This is a genomic window from Ferroacidibacillus organovorans, from assembly GCF_001642725.1.
GTDB classification, from domain to species: domain Bacteria; phylum Bacillota; class Bacilli; order Alicyclobacillales; family SLC66; genus Ferroacidibacillus; species Ferroacidibacillus organovorans.
Genome location: NZ_LSUQ01000001.1, coordinates 62,849 through 80,880 on the forward strand (window position 1 = coordinate 62,849; position 18,032 = coordinate 80,880).

16 protein-coding genes are annotated in these 18,032 nt (G+C 53.6%); 12 read left to right on the forward strand and 4 right to left on the reverse strand.

The window, feature by feature from the left end; all coding sequences use genetic code 11:
* Window positions 1-47 precede the first annotated feature (47 nt).
* Entirely contained in the window at window positions 48-1,604 is a 1,557-nt protein-coding gene (cimA, locus tag AYW79_RS00300) for a citramalate synthase (protein ID WP_067560436.1), read from the forward strand.
* Window positions 1,605-1,720: 116 nt separating this feature from the next.
* Here the strand turns inward: cimA and AYW79_RS00305 are convergent, their stop codons facing one another.
* Complete coding sequence (locus tag AYW79_RS00305) at window positions 1,721-2,263, reverse strand: acireductone dioxygenase (protein ID WP_067560437.1); 543 nt, start codon at window positions 2,261-2,263, stop codon at window positions 1,721-1,723.
* Between the two features lie 166 nt (window positions 2,264-2,429).
* Between AYW79_RS00305 and AYW79_RS00310 the strand changes: the two genes are divergently transcribed.
* Genes AYW79_RS00310 through mtnB form a run of 3 tightly spaced genes read left to right on the forward strand, consistent with a single transcriptional unit; the run spans window position 2,430 to window position 4,928 of the window.
* Window positions 2,430-3,650, forward strand: a complete 1,221-nt coding sequence (locus AYW79_RS00310) for a 2,3-diketo-5-methylthiopentyl-1-phosphate enolase (protein ID WP_067560438.1) — start codon at window positions 2,430-2,432, stop codon at window positions 3,648-3,650.
* Window positions 3,643-4,323, forward strand: coding sequence for an MtnX-like HAD-IB family phosphatase (locus AYW79_RS00315; RefSeq protein ID WP_067952958.1), 681 nt, complete (start codon window positions 3,643-3,645; stop codon window positions 4,321-4,323). The genes AYW79_RS00310 and AYW79_RS00315 overlap by 8 nt, the downstream gene beginning before the upstream one ends.
* A complete protein-coding gene (gene mtnB / locus AYW79_RS00320) occupies window positions 4,308-4,928 on the forward strand; it encodes a methylthioribulose 1-phosphate dehydratase (protein WP_067560439.1) in 621 nt (206 codons plus the stop codon). Before AYW79_RS00315 ends, mtnB begins: the two co-directional genes overlap by 16 nt.
* Here the strand turns inward: mtnB and AYW79_RS00325 are convergent.
* Both AYW79_RS00325 and AYW79_RS00330 read right to left on the reverse strand, forming a co-directional pair.
* Complete coding sequence (locus AYW79_RS00325) at window positions 4,903-7,056, reverse strand: HelD family protein (RefSeq protein ID WP_067560440.1); 2,154 nt, start codon at window positions 7,054-7,056, stop codon at window positions 4,903-4,905. The genes mtnB and AYW79_RS00325 overlap by 26 nt on opposite strands.
* 42 nt (window positions 7,057-7,098) lie before the next feature.
* Window positions 7,099-7,368, reverse strand: a complete 270-nt coding sequence (locus tag AYW79_RS00330; protein WP_067560441.1) for a DUF1450 domain-containing protein — start codon at window positions 7,366-7,368, stop codon at window positions 7,099-7,101.
* Window positions 7,369-7,541: 173 nt separating this feature from the next.
* Here AYW79_RS00330 and AYW79_RS00335 point away from each other — a divergent pair, with 173 nt between their 5' ends.
* The 4 genes from AYW79_RS00335 to AYW79_RS00350 all read left to right on the forward strand — a co-directional run bounded on the left by AYW79_RS00335 (window position 7,542) and on the right by AYW79_RS00350 (window position 12,409).
* Window positions 7,542-9,575 (forward strand): S9 family peptidase, encoded by a 2,034-nt coding sequence (locus tag AYW79_RS00335; protein WP_067560442.1) that lies wholly within the window; start codon window positions 7,542-7,544, stop codon window positions 9,573-9,575.
* 174 nt (window positions 9,576-9,749) lie between these two features.
* On the forward strand, window positions 9,750-10,100 hold the full coding sequence (locus AYW79_RS00340; protein WP_067560443.1) for a YojF family protein: 351 nt from the start codon (window positions 9,750-9,752) through the stop codon (window positions 10,098-10,100).
* 63 nt (window positions 10,101-10,163) lie between these two features.
* Window positions 10,164-10,832 (forward strand): bacillithiol biosynthesis deacetylase BshB2, encoded by a 669-nt coding sequence (gene bshB2, locus AYW79_RS00345; protein WP_067560444.1) that lies wholly within the window; start codon window positions 10,164-10,166, stop codon window positions 10,830-10,832.
* An 86-nt stretch (window positions 10,833-10,918) separates the two neighbouring features.
* A complete protein-coding gene (locus AYW79_RS00350) occupies window positions 10,919-12,409 on the forward strand; it encodes a nicotinate phosphoribosyltransferase (RefSeq protein ID WP_079290801.1) in 1,491 nt (496 codons plus the stop codon).
* Window positions 12,410-12,413: 4 nt separating this feature from the next.
* On the opposite strand, the gene AYW79_RS00355 is transcribed toward AYW79_RS00350, so the two are convergent.
* Window positions 12,414-13,586 carry a serine hydrolase gene (locus tag AYW79_RS00355; RefSeq protein ID WP_067560445.1) on the reverse strand — a complete coding sequence of 391 codons (1,173 nt, stop codon included), beginning with the start codon at window positions 13,584-13,586 and terminating at the stop codon, window positions 12,414-12,416.
* Window positions 13,587-13,766: 180 nt separating this feature from the next.
* On the opposite strand from AYW79_RS00355, the gene AYW79_RS00360 reads away from it, so the two are divergent.
* From AYW79_RS00360 to AYW79_RS00375, 4 genes are read left to right on the forward strand one after another with little or no spacing between them, the layout of a single operon-like run.
* Window positions 13,767-14,522: a response regulator transcription factor gene (locus AYW79_RS00360; protein ID WP_231877808.1), complete on the forward strand. Its 756-nt coding sequence runs from the start codon at window positions 13,767-13,769 to the stop codon at window positions 14,520-14,522.
* The gene (locus AYW79_RS00365; protein WP_067560446.1) at window positions 14,506-16,050 is read left to right on the forward strand and encodes a sensor histidine kinase; all 1,545 of its coding nucleotides are present in this window, start codon (window positions 14,506-14,508) and stop codon (window positions 16,048-16,050) included. The genes AYW79_RS00360 and AYW79_RS00365 overlap by 17 nt, the downstream gene beginning before the upstream one ends.
* A 9-nt stretch (window positions 16,051-16,059) precedes the next feature.
* Window positions 16,060-17,025, forward strand: a complete 966-nt coding sequence (locus AYW79_RS00370) for a 4-hydroxy-3-methylbut-2-enyl diphosphate reductase (RefSeq protein ID WP_067560447.1) — start codon at window positions 16,060-16,062, stop codon at window positions 17,023-17,025.
* Between the two features lie 30 nt (window positions 17,026-17,055).
* A complete protein-coding gene (locus AYW79_RS00375) occupies window positions 17,056-17,973 on the forward strand; it encodes a proline dehydrogenase family protein (RefSeq protein WP_067560448.1) in 918 nt (305 codons plus the stop codon).
* Window positions 17,974-18,032: the final 59 nt, after the last annotated feature.

The window sequence follows — 18,032 nt, forward strand, 5'->3', positions numbered from 1 at the left end:
AACTTCGGTTCAAAAGAGAGAAATAAGGGAGAAGGAGTGGGGACGACATGAACCGTGTGTACGTCTATGACACAACGCTGCGCGACGGCGCTCAGACAGAAGGCGTGAGTTTTTCCGTTGCCGACAAGCTTGATGTGGTTACGCGCCTCGATCAGTTAGGCGTCGATTACATCGAGGGTGGATGGCCTGGATCAAACGCCAAGGATCTCGAATTCTTTTATCGCTTAAAATCACTTCCGCTTCGACACAGCCGAGTCGTCGCGTTTACGAGCACGCGCCGCAAGGGGCAAAAGATTGAGCAGGATGAACCGATGAAGATGGTGTTGGGGACGGATCTAGCGCACTGCGCAGTCGTAGGGAAAACGTGGGATTTCCACGTTGAGAAGGCGCTGCAAACGGATCTTTTAGAGAATCTGGCGATGATTCGTGATACGGTGAGATTTCTGAAGGATCGAGATATTGAAGTTTTATTTGACGCGGAACACTTTTTTGACGGTTACAGTAACAACTCGGTCTACGCATTGGAGGCGCTTTATACGGCAAAAAACGCCGGGGCGGACTGGCTGATCTTATGCGATACAAATGGCGGAGCGCTGCCGAGCGCAATTGCGCGCGCGGTGGCTGATGTTCGGGCAAATGGGTTGGGACCTGTGGGAATTCACGCGCACAATGACGGGGGGCTGGCGATTGCAAACACCCTCTTTGCCGTCGATGCTGGCGCTACGCAGGTTCAGGTGACGGTGAATGGACTCGGTGAACGCTGTGGGAATGCCGATATGTGCTCCGTGGTGCCGAATCTTGTTCACAAAATGAAGCACGTCTGCACCATGGGAGAGCAGGGATTGCGTGATCTGAAATCCATCTCAGAACATCTTTACACGTTGACGGGAATCAAGCCGCAAGCGCATCAACCGTATGTTGGCCGAAGCGCGTTCGCGCATAAAGCGGGCATCCACGTGAGTGCGGTGATGCGCGATCCAAAACTCTACGAACATCTCGCGCCTGATGCAGTTGGGAATGAGCGACGCGTTCTCGTGTCTGAGCTGTCTGGCGCGAGCAATATCGCCTTTTACCTGGAGAGCAGAGGGGTTCAGGCAACGCCTGCACAAATTCAGGAGATTCTGGGCCAGGTGAAATTGGCAGAGCAGAAAGGCTATGTATTGGAACACGCGCCAGAGACGCTTGAGTGGATTGTTTCACGCGCTCTTTTTGACAACAAGGGAAGAGCTGCCCTTCACGCGAGCGCGGAATGCCACAGTGTTGAACACGGAATGGAGTGTCACTGGCAGTGGCTGGATAAGGAAGAGGGTCGTCACGAGACGCCTGGTGTCGGCGTTGGGCGAACAGAGACAGAGGCACTTTTTTCTGCGGCGGGGTTTGCGGCGCAGGGCGTCGTGTTAATCAATGCGATCACGACGGAGATCATCCACAGCGATCAAAGCGCGCGCTGTCGCGTCCGTGTGGAGTTTGAAGCACTTGGCCGCTACGGCTGCTTCATGGGCGTCGGGTATGATTCGCTCTCAGCGAGTGTGGATGCGCTAACCCAAATGGCGGAACTCTTCCATTTTCGACAAGCTGACAAAACGGCTGAAACAGCGGTTTAGTGACATTCGCGCAAAAGAGGGTTCGCTCACGTGAAAGCCCCTTGCGCGATGAGGCAAGGGGCTTTTGTGGGAGCGCCCGTGATGAGACGCGTAAATAGGATGTGCCGCAAAGTTTCTTATGCTTTTTCAAAACCGATGTCTGCATAGGGGTGAGCGACCCAGCCTGCGGGATCGATGAAAAGGCGAACGGCGACGACCGCCCGCTCATCGGTCAGTGTAAAAAAGTGCGGGTTGTGCTCGGGGACTGAAATCACGTCACCCGCGCGTAGGTTAACGTCAAAATAGCCGACTTCCGCGGAACCTTTAATAATGAAAATTCCACTGCCCGCAGCGATGGCGCGCACTTCATCTTCGGTGTGTGTGTGAACTTGTTCAAACTTTTTCAAAAGATCTTCAAGCCCCGGCGTTTGATTGGAGAGGGCAATGACATCCCATTTTACATACCCACGCTCCTTGGCGAGTTTTTCGATTTGCGGCGCGAGCGCTGTCAGAATCTCCTCTTTTTCTGTGTCGCCAAGTGAAAATGAGTTTGACTGCTCAGGTGTCAGAGCAAAGAGATCCCATTGTTCGTAATAGACGCCCTGGTTTGCTAAAAACGCGCGCACAGCCTCATCATCGGTGATCCACTCATCTGTGTTTCGCACACGGATTGTTGCCATCTTGCCACTCCTTCGGGTGAACGTATTTACGCTACGCACAGGATAACGGCGCGCTGATTGTCCTATTTTAGGAGAGTTGAAACGCTTTGTCTATGGATGGTGGTTTGACACGCCGCTTTACCGGTCGGTATAGTGTTCAGAGGTTTAAAAAAGGACGGATCGCGTGATGGAACAGCAGAATGATGTAATCGCACGCTATGCGCTGATTGATCGTGAAAAAAACCTGTCTGCACGCGCGGAGGGGATCGCAGTCGGGCTAACGGTAGGCTCCTGGACGGATTTGCCGCGAGCGACGCAAGAGCGTGTGGAGCCATTTCGAGGGCGCATTGAAGAGATTAGGACACTTGATGTCATCGATGAAAATCGTGTGCGAGCAGAGATTGCGATCCGCTATCCAATGATCAATCTGACGGATCAGATCGCGGCGCTCTTGACCACAGTCTTTGGTAAACTGTCAATGGACGGTGAGATTCGCCTTGTCGATCTCACACTGCCAAGCGCCTATCAGGCGAAGTTTCAAGGCGCGAAATTCGGTGTGCGCGGATTGCGTGAACGACTCTCGGTCTATGATCGCCCGCTTGTGATGAGTATCTTCAAAACGTGTGTTGGACAGACGCTCGATGAGTTGGCGTTTCACTTTCGCGAACAGGCGCAAGGCGGCGTCGATCTGATCAAGGATGACGAGATTTTCTTTCACGAGGCTGTGCCACCACAGGTTCGCGTCAAACGTTATCGTGAAGAGGGATTGCGACTGGAACAAGAGACAGGTCGGCGACCGCGCTATGCGGTGAATTTGACGGGTCCTGTCTTTCAACTCAAGGAACGGGCAAAACGACTGCAAGAGGTGGGCGCAGATCTCTTTTTATTTAACGTGTTTGCGTACGGGCTTGATGTTTTGCGTGAACTCACATCAGACAGTGACATTCAGGTTCCGTTTATGGCGCATCCAGCGCTCGCAGGCGCCTTCTATGCAAGCGCACATCACGGGATCGCCGCGCATGTGCTGCTCGGCGACCTGTTGCGGTTGGCAGGCGCTGACATCGCCATTTTCCCGTCGCCGTTCGGATCAGTTCGGCTCGCGCGCGAGGAGAGCGCTTTGCTTACCGAGCGGTTGCGTGCGCCTGGTCCCTTCGCGCCGTTGATGCCTGCACCTTCTGCCGGAATTCACCCAGGAATGGTACCGCTATTGGTTGCGGAGTACGGTGAGGATGTGATTGTCAATGCGGGGGGCGGAATTCACGGTCATCCGCGGGGGGCGGCAGCTGGTGGCAAAGCGATTTATCAGGCGCTCGACGCGGTTCGCAGTGGAGTGCCGCTAAACGTTGCGGCAGAGACTCACATGGAACTCTACGAGGCGCTTGTGAAGTGGGGGGCGGCGCGTGTCTAACCCGGTCGGACTCTCCATTTTCTGTGACTTTGACGGCACGATTGCGACTGAAGACATGATCTCGGCGATTGTTACCTACGCGCTAAAGGATGCGGCGCAGCCCCTTTTTGAACGCATTCTAACGCGCGAGTGCTCGATTCGCGAAGGCGTCAGCGCACTGTTCGCGATGATTCCTTCTTCGCGGTACGGTGAGCTCGTTTCGTTTGCGCGCGAGCGCGTCACGATTCGACCGGGATTTGGCGAGTTTGTCGCGTACTGCCAGGAGAATCAAATACCTCTGCGCATCGTGAGTGGGGGCTTTGACTTTTTTGTGAAGCCAGCGCTTGCTTCTTTTGCCGGAATTGACGCAATCTATGCCAACACGCTTGACACGTCAGGGCCGTACTTGCGCGCGGTTTGGCCGTACCCATGTGACGAACACTGTGCAGGGGATTGTGGACTCTGTAAACCTTCCATCAAACGATTGCACGAGGCAAAGCGCGTGGTAGTCATTGGCGATGGAATCACGGATGTGCGCATCGCTTTGCAGGCGGATCTCGTCATTGCGCGCGATGCGCTGCTTTCGTATGGGGTGGAGCACGGGCTGCCTGTCGCTAGATTTGAGGACTTTATGGATGTTATCGCGATTTTAAGGCGTGAGGAAAAGGAGTTGAGCGCGTGTCTGAAGCTGTAAAAGATTTGGTTGAGGTTGCGCAGCGGTTAGGTGGATACGGCTATTTCCCGGCTACCAGCGGAAATTTGTCGATCCGCGAATCGGGCGAAACCTTACGCATGCGCGTCAGCGTCTCTGGTATCGACAAGACGCGCCTCACAGAGGGTGATCTGCTTTTGGTGGATGAGCATCTGCAGTCCACAGAACAGGCTGCGCGCAAGCCGTCTGCCGAGGCCATCGTCCACGTAAAGCTGTATCAAAAGTCGGACGCGATGTGCATCCTTCACGTGCATACGATCTCAAACAATCTCATCACACTGCGCTATGATGCGCGCGGTAGCATTCCGCTTTCTGGAAATGAACTCTTAAAAGCGCTTGGCCACTGGGAAGAAGATGCGCGCGTCAATGTTCCTCTCGTTGAGAATTACAGTGACTTGACGAAACTCGCCACTGCGGTTGCTGCGGCGTATGATCCGGCGGTGCCTGGAGTGCTCGTGAAACAGCATGGCATCTACGTACTCGGTCGAAGCGTCGCTGAGGCGCTCCGCCATTTAGAGGCGTTTGAATTTCTTTTCTCACTCACCTTGCAGCGCGCAGCGCTCACTCCGCTTGCAACAGCGGAGTGAGCGGATCTTTTTGCAGGATATAAAGGCGATGGAGCGCGCGTGTACAGGCGACATAAAGCAGTTTTGCGTGAAGGGAAGAGCGCGCGTCATACGAGTGTTCACTCGGATTGAGGACGATCACCGCGTCAAACTCCAGCCCTTTGCTCATATAAATCGGCATGAGGTGGAGTCCGCCTTCGTAGTGCTCAGTTTTCTCTGACAAAAGGGGAAGCGTATATGCCGCATCCTTTTGCAAACGATCCTGCAGCGCGCTGCACGCCGCGATTGTCTTTTCGACCACGGCAATTTGTTTATACCCCTCGCTTTGTATGCGCGAAATGAGTTCGATCAGCGCCCCCACCTCATGCGTTTCATCCGTCTGAAGAATCTCCGGTTCGACGCCGTGGCGAAGCACCGGTTTTGCGAGTGGAATTCCCGGCGTTTGGTAACGCTGCAGCGCTCGATTGGCAAACGTGACGATCTCCACCGTGGAGCGATAGCTCTGTTCGAGCGTCTTATACGCTGCACGCTCCGCAAACACATCGCGGGTCACTTCGTCCCATGACGTCAATCCTTTATAGGGTGAGATCGATTGGGAGACGTCACCAAAAATGCTGAGTGTTGCATTTGGACTAAGCTTTGTCAAGACGAAAATTTGAAAGGCGCTAAGATCTTGCGCCTCGTCAACGATCATGTGAGCATAGCGGGTATCCGCCGCAAAGCCGTGAAAATGTCTCGTGAGAAAGAGCAGCGCCGCTGAGTCTTCCCACTCAAGTGTGCGATCAGCTTCCGCATAGCGTGCCAGCACATAACGTTTTGTCTGTTCGTTTAGCTCAAGGTCATCCGACAGCTCAGCGAGTACCCGACTCACATTGTTTTCGCTACTAAGCACCTTGCGATAGAGCGCATAGATGTCGATATTCTTAACTGTGCGCACATACCGCGCGTAGCGCTCTTCAATCGCTGCTTTGATTTTGGCGCTCTGCTCTAGAGAGTCGGCGTATCTCCCTTTTGTCAATCGTTTGTCAAAGCGCGCGATCTCTTCTTTAATCGCGTCTTGCGCGAAGCGCGCCAAACTGTCGAGTAGGCGCTTTCTACGCTTCAGGTAAGGCTCATAGCGGTAGTCATCAAAAAAACGTCTCGCGATTTCCTCTTTTGGCATCTGGTGACGAGGCGACAGCACAAGGTCCGCATCTGGCACGATCTGCTTTGCAACCTTTTCAACAACCCGCAAAAGCAGCCTGGCAAACGCCATGCTTCCGCGCAGGCGCGCTGCGTGTATGATGATCTGCTGTTCAGCGCGCTTTGCGTCGTCGCTTTCTTCGAAAAAAAGCATACGCTTCTGCGCTTCACTCGCAAACTTTGTTTTTTTAGGGAGAAGATGGTGCGTCAAATCCTCCCACGTGTATTGCGCGACACCTTCGACGCCAAGATCAGGCAAGACGTTTGCGATGTAGTCCAAAAATACACGGTTGGGGGCAATAACGAGAAACTGGGTGTGTGCCGCGTTGTTTCGCTTTTGGTATGCAAGATAGGAGAGGCGGTGAAGCGCGATGGTTGTTTTGCCACTCCCGGCAACTCCTTGCACAACCATGTTCTCGCGGGCATCCGCGCGGATGATACGATTTTGTTCCGCCTGAATCGTCTCCACAATATCCTGAAGCTTGTCGCCGCTGCGCGCGCTCAACCGCTCAAGCAGGAGGCGATCGATAAGCGCACCGTTTTCACTGTCGTAAAACGCCTCGAGTGAGCCGTCGCGAAACTCGAACTGGCGCTTTCTTTCAAGATCAAAGGTGAGTGGGTGTTTTGGATCCACGTCGACGGATACATTCTCAAATGCGTCGTTATAGTAGAGATTGGCAATCGGGCTGCGCCAGTCGAGAACAATCGGTTGCAGTGTTTCCCGCTCAAAGATGCCAAAGCGGCCGATGTAGGCGTCCTCATTCACAGTGCGGCCGTGTTCTTTAAAGAAGATGCGAGCAAAATGTGGCTGCCTGTGGGACTTGATCAGTTCGCGGGATTGGTTTTGCAAGATGGCGGTCAGAACGGTTTCGGTGTAATCGTTCGACGGTTTACCACTTCCGCGCAGCGCCTCGGCATCGCGCACGATATGCGCTCGGATGGCTTCGACGTGCTCTTTTTCCTTCATCAATTCATCTTCAAGTTTCGTGCGCCGACACCTCCAATTCCATCATGATTCACCGCATCCATCAACCGCTGCGTCAGCCAACTCGCGTTGTTCCCGTGCGAATTGCGCGACGACACGTTTGAATAGCGCGTCCGGATCAGGGTCTTCCAGAAGTTTACCGTCGATCAAAAGGTAGGGTGTTTGCACACATAAATCACAGTGATCAAGGCATGGATACTCGATGGCGTCATACGCATAAGAAAGGTGTCCCAACGCCTCTAACTCAGACGCTTTTTCAGAGATCGCATTGGCGACACACCATTCGACAATCACGGGAGACACCTTCCTTTGGCAAGGATGACGCGGCGCAAGGTTCGTCGTACAGCGCAAGGTCATGTTTTTTGAGTATAGCGCACTTCCGCGCTGTCTGCTTTGCAGGATTTCTGCCGCTTGATTCCGAATTCTATGACGACCGAGTTTCGTCACCCAAGGGGAGGGTTTTAGAGATGAGTCTACAGGATAACAAAAAAACACCGTTTCATGAAGAAGATTTTTATCGCTTTACTTGGCTCTCTCTTCCTCGCTTTTCGCCAGACGGCGGTTTACTTGGCGTCGGCCTTCGCCGAGTTAACGCTGCGCGCGATGGGTATCGGGAGATTGTGGGTGTCCTCGATGTAGTAAGCCGCAAACTGACAGAGTATACGAGCGGCGAGTTCAGTGATACATTTTGCGATCTCTCCACGTCTCACCTGCTCTTTTGCTCGGCGGATCGCGCAGCGCTTGGCAATCAGCTTTATGTCATGCCGCTGCACGGAGGCGAAGCCAAACGCTTGACGTCACTCGCAGGAGATGTGAAAACAGGCCGGTTCTCGCCTGCTGGAACGCGGATTGCGGCGCTGGTCGCGTGTGTAGATGGAGAACCGCTGACGCGCGAGAAGGATGATGAGGATAAGAAAAAAAAGGCGCTTGCGCCTTATGTGGTTGAGAAGCTTCCGTATAAGCGTGACGGAAAAGGACTTGTCGATCAAAAGAAAACACAGGTGTTCATCCTCGATGCGCAAAGCGGCGACGTGCTGGCGCAGACACACTTGCCACATGGCGTGACATCGTACTCCTTCACACAGGATGAAGCGGAGCTGTTGCTCGTCACGCCGGTGACGGATGAACCGTACCGTCACGAGACGCGCGTCGTTTTGTGGAATCGTGAGACGGGGGAGGAGCGCGCCGTTTCTACGGGGACGGAGTCGATCGAGCAGGCGACGGTCGCGCCAGACGGTGCGCACTGGGTGGGAATAGGAAGCGATTTCGCTTTCTACGGCGCAACGCAGCCGCTGCTTTATCGCGGTGCGCTGACTGGAGAACCGGGTTCCCCTGAGCGCTACATCGAGGAGAACTTCGATTACGGAATTCACGCGGCAGGGATGAGCGACATGCGCGGTCACGAAGAGCTCCCAGGGCCGCTTTTTATGGCGGATGGCCAGAGCGTGCTCGCACCCGTCAGTCACGAGGGGCGCGTTTCACTCGCGGTGTTTTCTCCCAGCGGGAAACTTTCGTGGCGCGTCAATGAGCCGTGCGAAGTGTACGCGTATGCGTACAACAAAGCGACCGATACCGTGGCGTATCTGGCAACGGATGTGACACAACCGGGTGAACTGTTTTTTTCGACGGGAGACGGTATCGAACAGATCACCGACGTGAACCCGTGGCTCCGCGAACGGATCATCGCGCCGGTGGTCGATACGTATCACGCGGCGGATGACGGTGTACGACTGCACACCTTTTTTATGGATGCGACAGAAACGGCCGCACGCGTTGAAAACCAGAATAGGACCGAAAAGACACCGCTCGTGCTACAGATTCACGGTGGGCCGCACGCGATGTATTCGTACTCTTTCGTGTTTGAGTTTCAGCTCATCGCTGCCAAAGGCTATGCGGTCGTGTATGGAAATCCGCGCGGCAGCTTTGGCTACGGACAAGCGTTTGTCAAACGCTGCATGGGGGATTATGGCGGGCGCGACTTCGCTGATCTTATGAATATCCTTGATGCCACGCTCGCCGCTCAAAAAGATTTGGATCGGGACGCGCTCGGCGTGACGGGCGGTTCGTATGGCGGCTTCATGACCAATTGGATCGTCGGTCATACATCTCGCTTCCGCGCGGCGGTCACACAGCGTTCGATCTCAAACTGGGTCAGCTTTTATGGCGTGAGTGATATCGGCTATGAGTTCACAGAGCGTGAACACCACTGGCATCTGCGCGATACGCCGTTTACGAACATTGATGACTTATGGAAGGTGTCGCCGCTTCGCTATGTCGCGTCGGTGGAAACGCCGCTTCTCATCCTGCATGGTGAAAACGATCTGCGCTGCCCGATTGAACAAGGGGAGCAAATGTATACGGCGCTTGCGGCACTGGGGAAAGAGGTCGCTTTCGTTCGTTTTCCAGGGGCGAATCACGACCTTTCGCGGACAGGTCACCCAGGTCTTCGCGTCGCGCGATACCAGCACATGGTGGGGTGGTTTCAAACGCATCTCTCCTGAGCGTGCTGTGCGTTTGCTCAGGTCTGTCGCGCGTGAGGCGCGTGGCAGACCTTTTTAGGTTGCGCGTGTTCGCAAACTGGCATCGCGGCGTGAAGTTTGTTATCTTAAGTAAGTGAGTCATACGTATACAAAGCAACAGTGAATGAAATTTGAAGGGTTGGCAGGGGGACGCATATGGGACCGATGGATCTACAATCTGTGCAGATAGCGCTTGACGCGCGTGTTGGCAGGATGCAATACGTTCACCTGGAGACGACCAACGGCGCGTATGCTGCGCATCGCGAAGAGGGAGCAATGACCGTATGCGCCTACATTCGCAATGGTAGAATTGAATTTGAGCGAGGAACGATCGTTGGTGATGGCCCGTACCGTGTCGGCCTAAAGATGCAGATCGGCTGGATTTACGCAGAAGGACTAACCGATTTTGAAGTGGATGCAAAAGGGCGTTTGTTGATGGCAGGCTACGATAGCGAAGGGCGATTAGCCATTGCGCTCGAACTTTCGGACGAACCGTTTGCGATGTAGGGAACGTGTGGTCGATGAAACTTGCCGTGTGATACGTTTGGTTATGAGAGGGGATCCGTTTTCATGGAACGCCATGTATTGGTCGTTTTTCCGCATCCTGATGATGAGACATTTGGGACAGGCGGTACGATTGCGTCGTTTACGAAAGCCGGGGTTCCTGTCACCTATGCGTGTGGAACGCTCGGACAGATGGGTAGAAATATGGGCAAGCCCTTTTTTGCAACGCGCGAGACGCTGAGTGAAGTGCGTGAGAAAGAACTGCGCGCCGCGTGTGACGCGCTTGGCATTAAAGATTTGCGACTCCTCGGACTGCGCGACAAGACAATCGAGTTTGAAGATCGCGAAGTGATCGCAGATCAACTTCTCTCAATCATAGAGGAGTTGAATCCGTCCTTAATTATCACGCACTATCCGGGATTTGCGGTGCATCCAGACCACAATGCGCTAGGGGCTGCTTGCGTGCGCGCTGTGGAAAAGCTGCCTGTCGCGAAACGCCCTGTGGTGTATGGTCACGCATTCGCGAGGAATCGCGAGGAATTCATTGGGAGTCCTGATGTGACGATCGACATTCACGATGTGGCAGAAACAAAACTCGAAGCGGTTCGCGCGCATCGCTCCCAGTCAGAGAATGTGATCGCGCGTTTTGAGGAAGCGCTTAAAAATAAAGAAGCGGCGGCGCAGTTTGGACCAAGCATGTTTACGGAGAGTTTTTATACGATGAAATTTGCCTGACGGATTGGGAATGGGCTAGAAGAGGGCTGTGCGCTTTGTGCGCAAAGCCCTCCTTTCTGCATCCACGCACGAAGGGGAGTAACGCGATGCCACAGAAGCGCCTTGATACATTAAAACATTCTCCGCTCTATCGCGATCGACAAGATGCGCTGTTAACCGATTTATATCAACTCACGATGATGTATGGTCACTATAAAGCTGGCCGCCTCGATCAGGAGGTTGTCTTTGATCTTTTTTACCGTGTCAATCCGTGCGGCAATGGATTTGTTGTCTTTGCCGGATTAGAACAGGCTGTTCTCTACCTCATGACGCTGCGCTTTACAGAAGAAGAGATTGCGTATCTGCGCCATACAAAGCTATTTGACGATGGGTTTTTAGACGAGCTCGTCGCGTTTCGCTTTACTGGAACTGTGCACGCGGTGACGGAGGGGACAATCGTATTCCCGTATGAGCCACTCTTGCGAATCGAGGGGCGTTTGTTTGAACTTCAACTGATCGAATCCGCATTGCTCTGTTTCATCAATCACCAATCCCTCATCGCGACGAAAGCGACGCGTATGAAACTGGCGACACAAACCGTTCTCTTTGACGAGGGTGGGGCGATCAGCGATTTTGGGTTGCGTCGGGCCCAAAATCGTGATGCGTCCGTTTTTGGCGCGCGCGCAGCGTATATCGGCGGTTGTTCAAGCACGAGCAATGTCGCCGCCGGGTTTCACTTTGGCATTCCCGTTTCCGGGACGCAGGCGCACAGCTGGATTCAGAGTTTCCCGTCAGAACTCGCCGCGTTTCGTGCCTACAAAGATGCGTACCCTGACCAGACGGTGTTGTTGGTCGACACGTACAGCGTGCTGCGCTCGGGGGTTCCTAACGCCATCACCGTTGGGTTGGAACTGCGCAGGGAGGGGCGTGATCTGTTGGGCATACGGATTGATTCGGGCGATCTCGCCTACCTCTCGAAGGAAGCACGCAAGCGATTGGATGAGGCAGGATTTACCAAGACGAAGATCATCGCATCGGATGACCTCGATGAGGATACGATTCGCGATTTGCTCTTGCAAGGAGCGGCGATTGACGCTTGGGGAGTGGGCACGGCGCTGATTACTTCGAAGGACTGTCCAGCGCTCGGTGGTGTTTACAAGCTCTCTGCGGAAAAAGTCGATGATCTCTATGTTCCGAAGATTAAAGTGTCGGAGAACCCGCAAAAGGTGACCCATCCAGGAAAAAAGAAGTGGGTGCGCTTTTACGTCAACGGACTCGCCAACGCGGATTTGATCATGCTGGAAGACGAACGGTTACCGAAAGGTGAAGCTGTGACGCTGTTTGATCCGATTCACACGTATAAACAAAAAACGATCACCCAGTACCGAGTGCGCGAGATGCTTGTGCCGATCATTGTAAACGGGCAGATCGTCTATGAGTTACCCGAACTCGCCGACGTTCGGGCGTATGCGGAAAATGAGCTGCGTTCGATTCCTAGTGAGACCCTTCGTTTAAAGAATCCGCATGTGCATCACGTCGATCTGAGTCGCGAACTCTGGCAACTCAAACAAAAACTCGTGCAAAGCACACGCGTGTGATTGTCTAAGCAAATTTGTGAAGCGTCATTTGCTGATTTACAAATCTCCCCACCATCGCGGAGAGGTTCTTTTCAACGATGGCAGCGGTCGCCTCATTCAAACCTTCTGTGCAGACGGATAGCGCGAGCGGGCGATTCGCGATCACAAAAAGCGCAGAGTCGTGAAATTGATTGGGCCAATTTCCGAGAACATGATAGAAGGGGGCGACGGAGTTTCCTCTGAGACCCGCTTGTAGTCGATCGGCAGTGGGTACTTGCGCGAGATCTTTTAACAGGGGTGCGAGTGTAGACGGATGTGCCTGTGCCATTGCGTAGAGTGTCACCATGTACTTTGTTAGATCGACGGGCGTCACTGTATAGGGTGGCGTCATGGGGGCGGCACTGCCAAGTCCTTGCGAAAAACGGCTGACCTGATCGGGTCCGAGCGCGCGCATCAGCATGTTGATCGCTACAACATCACCGCGCACAATGGCTGCTCTTGCGAGCTGGGCGTATGTGAACGACGTTCCCAGAGGCATTCCGCCAATGTATCCGGGACCCGCTTGAAGATCGGCCGCCGTCAGGGTGACGGTGTCCGTTGGTTTTAGAAGCCCTTGTGCGATGTCGCTGTACAGAGTCATGGCTACGGGTAGCGCGAGCGTTTCTGCCGCGCTAAATGTCGCTGTGCCTCGTATAGAAAGCGTAGCTCCGCTATTGACATCGAGTAGAGAGACGCCGACGGTGCCAGGAACCGTATTTAAATAGGTTTGCATTTCCTTCGCAAGACCGTTGTATTCTTGCTGAGAAAATGGGACACTCGCCGTTGAAGCGAGCATCAGATTCCAGTCTGCGCGAATTGATTTTGAGACGGTGGGCACTACATATTTAGAGAGTGCGAATGCGCCCGCGCCAAAGACGGCTGCAGCCGCCACAACGGTAAAGAAGCGCATGATGCGCAGCCGCCTTTTTTTCAGGCGATTTTTATTGTGTTTTGAGACGGTTGCGGCGGTTTGCGCACGGTTTCGCGGCGACTGTGTAGCGGTTGCCCTTTTTCGCGAAGAATTTGCTTTTTTCCCTGAAGGTTGAGCGACTTTCGTCGGCTGATCTGTGGCGCGCGCCGAGGCGGCCGACCGTCTCATTTGACTGTTTTTTTCGAGCGCTGATGTTGACTTGCGCGTTTTTTTTCTTTGGGTGTTCATGAACTACCCATCCTATCGGTTATTAACCTATCAATAAAAAGCGGTGGATCAAAGAGCAATCCTGGTCACATAAAAGGGTGTAAAGGCTATCCATATCGCATTCGTGTGAGGTGTGGTAGGATACGAAGTATAGTACACAACGATTATAGCATGCTAGGGTTTCGGGAGGGAAGATTTAGCATGAATGACACGAGGATGATTGTTCCGATTCGCGACGTTAAGGTGCGTCGCGAAGTGGTGCTTCCAACAAGCCAGGAAACGTCGCGCCCGGGGCGCATTCTGATTGTCGATGATGAGCGGGGAATTCAGGATTTTCTCCTGTTTGGCTTGCGCGATGAAGGGTTTGACGTGGCGACTGCGTCTGACGGTGAAGAGGCGCTGCAAGTGCTCGAAATCTTTCGTCCTCACATCGTTCTCCTAGATATCATGCTACCAGGGATGGACGGATTTGAGGTCTGTCGGCTCATGAAAGAGCGGTCGCGCGTCTCGATCATCATGCTGACCGCCAAAGAAGAGGTAGACGACCGTGTGCGGGGCCTTAGTTCAGGTGCGGATGACTATGTGGTCAAACCGTTTGCGTTCGTCGAACTCAAGGCGCGGATTGAGGCGCGCTTGCGCGGTCAATTTCCAGAGCTGACGTCGGTTCATCGCATTGGAAAATTTGAAATCGATAAGGTGCAGCGCCTGATACGCTATGAGGGTCGCGCGCTCGGGCTCTCGCGAACAGAGTTTAGCCTGCTTGAACTCCTGCTTGAAAAACCGGGTGTCGCACGGTCGCGCGAAGAAATCATGCAGTGCGTGTGGGGACAGGATTTTCACGGGGAAGACAACATTCTTGAGGTTTACATTCGCTATTTGAGACACAAATTGAACGATACGAAACGACAGCTCATTCGGACCGTTCGAGGTGTCGGCTATCGTGTGGAAGTTCAGTAAGAGGACGCTTCGGTCACAATCGGCGCACACGATCAGGCGTTCACTCTACTCGCGCTACGTGTGGGTCGTTGTCAGCATCCTTCTGATTATCGGGATTATTCAGGTGCAGACATTGCGCAGTACGCTGATTATTGCGGGTGAGACAACGCTCGTATTCAATCTGCGTGATGCGCTCTATCACCAGAAAATCACACCTGAGAATCTTCACAGCATCGCTCCGCAACTGCTTCATATGCTCAGTTCGCGCGCGGTGAATGTGGCAGTCTATGACGCCCATTTGAGATTGATTGGTAAACAGATGGCGGCGTATGATCCGATGCCTCTGCAACCGATGACTACGCAGATTGCGAATGGCGTCTGGGGTTCAGAAGACACGCCATATGGGCGCTTTAAAAATTTGCGTATCCTGCTTTCGCATGGGTCCATTCAGGTCTACGCACCGCTTGGGACGCGAGCGCAGCCGGCAGGTTATCTGCAAATCGCCTATCGAGACCAAATTCTGTATCCATTTATCTGGCGTGGGATGGCACTCTACTTTACGGCGAGTGTTCTGCTCCTCATCTTTGCGGCGATCTCGCTTTTGCCAGTCGTCGAGTCGGCACTCGCACCGCTCCATCGCCTTTTGGCGACGGCGTCCCGCATTCGCTCGGGCGCAGTCGCGGAGCGCCTACCCGTGATGGGCACGCGCGAGACGGAACAACTGGCAGTCATGATTAATGAAGGGCTCGATCAACTCCAAGAGTCTGTTCGCCAGGAGAAGGAAATTACACAGCGCATGAAGCGATTTGTCTCGTCTGCGTCACACGAATTGCGCACGCCGCTCACCTCGCTTAAAGGTTTCAGCGAGGTGCTTTTGCGGCGGCTTGACACCTATCGCGAGAATACGAGTGTGGCGCGTGAAATCGCGCTAAACGCGGCGCCGAGGAGGTTGCGACCGCTGCTTGAAGAGGCGTTTAGCCGCGATGAACAGCTCGCAGAGATTCGGCACGCAGTTGCGTCCATGCAAAATGAAACGACGCGCTTGGAAGAACTGGTGAGCGACCTTTTGCAATTGGCGCGTCTTGATGAACATTTCAAGCTCAATCGCTGTGTGATTGATTTAGCCGAATTTGTAGCTGAGCATCAAATTCAGTATGAGATTCTCTCGAAAGGGCAGAAAATGTTTTTTCATTTAACGCCTTGTCGTGTTGCGTGTGATCCGTCACTTCTTCAGCAAGTGATCTATAATTTGATTATGAACGCATTGCACTATACGCACGTTCAGACTGGTGAAATTCACGTCACTGTCTCGCCGCGCGGCGCGGAGGGCGCGATCTTAGAGGTGTCAGACAATGGCCCGGGAATTGACCCGGCGCATCTTGAGCGCATCTTTGATCGCTTTTTTCGGGCGTCTGAAGCGCGTGAGCGAAACCCTGGCGGAGCAGGACTTGGGCTCTCGATCTGTGCGGCGATCATCGCGGCGCACGAGGGGAAAATTTATGCACAGAGCACGCTTGGCGTGGGTACGACCATGACGGTTGAACTGTGAGGGATTTTTATGAAAGTCATTAAAATTACTCCGCGCGGCTATTGTTACGGCGTCGTCGATGCGATGACCATCGCTGCGCGCGCGGCGGCACAGCCGGAATTGCCGCGTCCTATCTATATTCTGGGTATGATTGTTCACAATCAGCATGTGGTGGAGGCATATGAAAAGCTCGGCGTCATCACGCTTGATGGAATAAATCGCCTGGAGATTCTTGAAAAGGTTGATCACGGCACGGTGATTTTAACCGCGCACGGCGTCTCCAATGCTGTACGCGAGCGGGCTAAAGAAAAAGGACTCTATGTGATCGATGCGACGTGCCCAGACGTGACCAGAACGCATCGCTTGATAGAAGCGCGTATAAAGGATGGGTACCGGGTTGTCTATATCGGCAAGCATGGCCATCCAGAACCAGAAGGCGCAGTCGGCGTTGCGCCTGATCATGTGCGCGTTGTCGAGACGATCGCTGAGGTGGATGCGCTTCCAGAAGAATATGGTATGCAAGACGGTGGACGGAAGCTGCTCGTAACCAACCAGACGACGATGTCCCAGTGGGACACAGCAGAACTTGTCGAAGCTCTCCTTGCTCGCTTTCCCGAGGCAGAAGTTTGCAATGAGATCTGCGATGCGACGAGCTTGCGCCAAAACGCGGTGGCTGAACAAGCGCCTCAGGCGGATCTTTGCATTGTTGTCGGCGATCCAAGGAGTAACAACAGCGCGCGTTTGGCACAGGTAGCGCGGGAGATTGCCGGTGTTCCAGCGCATCGCATTGCGAGTGTCCAGGAATTGGATCGCGCATGGCTGCATGGCATTAAAACGGTTGCGATCACCTCGGGCGCGTCTACGCCGACTTCGATTACGCGTCAAGTTGTCGAGTATCTTGAAGCGTACGAAGAGCAGGATGTGTCTACGCACGCACTCCCGGATCCTTTGTCGCCTGATCGCGTTTTACCGCAACTAACCACACCTTCTGCCTAATTGATGATTGTTAAGAAAGGATCGGTCCTTATGGAAGAATTGATGCGCCAGGTTCTCCTCTCCCTCTCAAAAAATAAAAATGCCAATCAACTGGCTAAGCAATTTGGATTGCGCTTTGGGGCGCAGCGTTTTGTCGCAGGCGAAACGATCGCCACAGCCATCGCGCGGGTGCAGCAATTGAACGCGTCTGGAATGCGTGTTACGCTCGATCACCTGGGCGAGTTTGTGCTGGATAAAGCAGAGGCGGAGGCGTCTTGTGACCACTGTGTTGAAACACTGTACGCGATGGATCGGGCGCAGGTGGACGCCAACTTATCGATCAAATTGACCCAGTTGGGTCTCGATATTGATAAAGAGTTATGCTTCGAAAACGTACAGCGAATTCTGACTGCAGCTAAAGAAGTAAACCGATTTGTGCGCATTGATATGGAAGATCACACGCGCTGTGACGTTACGCTCGAACTCCTTCACAGAGTGCGTGAACGATTCGACAATGTGGGAACCGTCATGCAGTCGTATCTCTATCGGGCGGCTGATGATGTGGCGCACCTCGCGGGACTGGGGATACCGCTTCGCATTGTAAAAGGGGCGTATAAAGAGCCAAAAGAGGTCGCCTATCCTGAAAAACGGGATGTAGATGAAAACTATAAACGACTCGTGTCGCAGTCGCTGAGGCTTGGGAATCGCACAGCCATTGCGACGCACGATGACACATTGATTGAGTGGGCAAAACGGTTTGTCGAACAGGAGGGTATTTCCCGGGATTTGTTCGAGTTTCAGATGCTTTATGGCATCCGTACAGGACTCGCGCAATCCCTTGTCACACAAGGATACGGTATGCGCATCTACGTTCCATTTGGGACAGACTGGTACGGCTATTTCATGCGTCGTCTCGCTGAGCGTCCCGCCAATGTCGGTTTTGTGCTGCGCGGCTTGGTTCGCTCATAACACATTGTCGCGCAGCGCATGCACAATCGGGGAGAAATGACAAATTGTGCTATACTTTT

Bases quoted from the DNA above. Each gene is read 5' to 3' on its own strand.
- AYW79_RS00355 (WP_067560445.1), bottom strand. From the start codon at position 13,586: ATGAACACCCAAAGAAAAAAAACGCGCAAGTCAACATCAGCGCTCGAA.
- bshB2 (WP_067560444.1), top strand. From the start codon at position 10,164: ATGGAACGCCATGTATTGGTCGTTTTTCCGCATCCTGATGATGAGACA.
- AYW79_RS00305 (WP_067560437.1), bottom strand. From the start codon at position 2,263: ATGGCAACAATCCGTGTGCGAAACACAGATGAGTGGATCACCGATGAT.
- AYW79_RS00375 (WP_067560448.1), top strand. From the start codon at position 17,056: ATGGAAGAATTGATGCGCCAGGTTCTCCTCTCCCTCTCAAAAAATAAA.
- AYW79_RS00350 (WP_079290801.1), top strand. From the start codon at position 10,919: ATGCCACAGAAGCGCCTTGATACATTAAAACATTCTCCGCTCTATCGC.
- AYW79_RS00335 (WP_067560442.1), top strand. From the start codon at position 7,542: ATGAGTCTACAGGATAACAAAAAAACACCGTTTCATGAAGAAGATTTT.
- AYW79_RS00325 (WP_067560440.1), bottom strand. From the start codon at position 7,056: ATGAAGGAAAAAGAGCACGTCGAAGCCATCCGAGCGCATATCGTGCGC.
- AYW79_RS00310 (WP_067560438.1), top strand. From the start codon at position 2,430: ATGGAACAGCAGAATGATGTAATCGCACGCTATGCGCTGATTGATCGT.
- AYW79_RS00360 (WP_231877808.1), top strand. From the start codon at position 13,767: ATGAATGACACGAGGATGATTGTTCCGATTCGCGACGTTAAGGTGCGT.
- cimA (WP_067560436.1), top strand. From the start codon at position 48: ATGAACCGTGTGTACGTCTATGACACAACGCTGCGCGACGGCGCTCAG.
- AYW79_RS00340 (WP_067560443.1), top strand. From the start codon at position 9,750: ATGGGACCGATGGATCTACAATCTGTGCAGATAGCGCTTGACGCGCGT.
- AYW79_RS00370 (WP_067560447.1), top strand. From the start codon at position 16,060: ATGAAAGTCATTAAAATTACTCCGCGCGGCTATTGTTACGGCGTCGTC.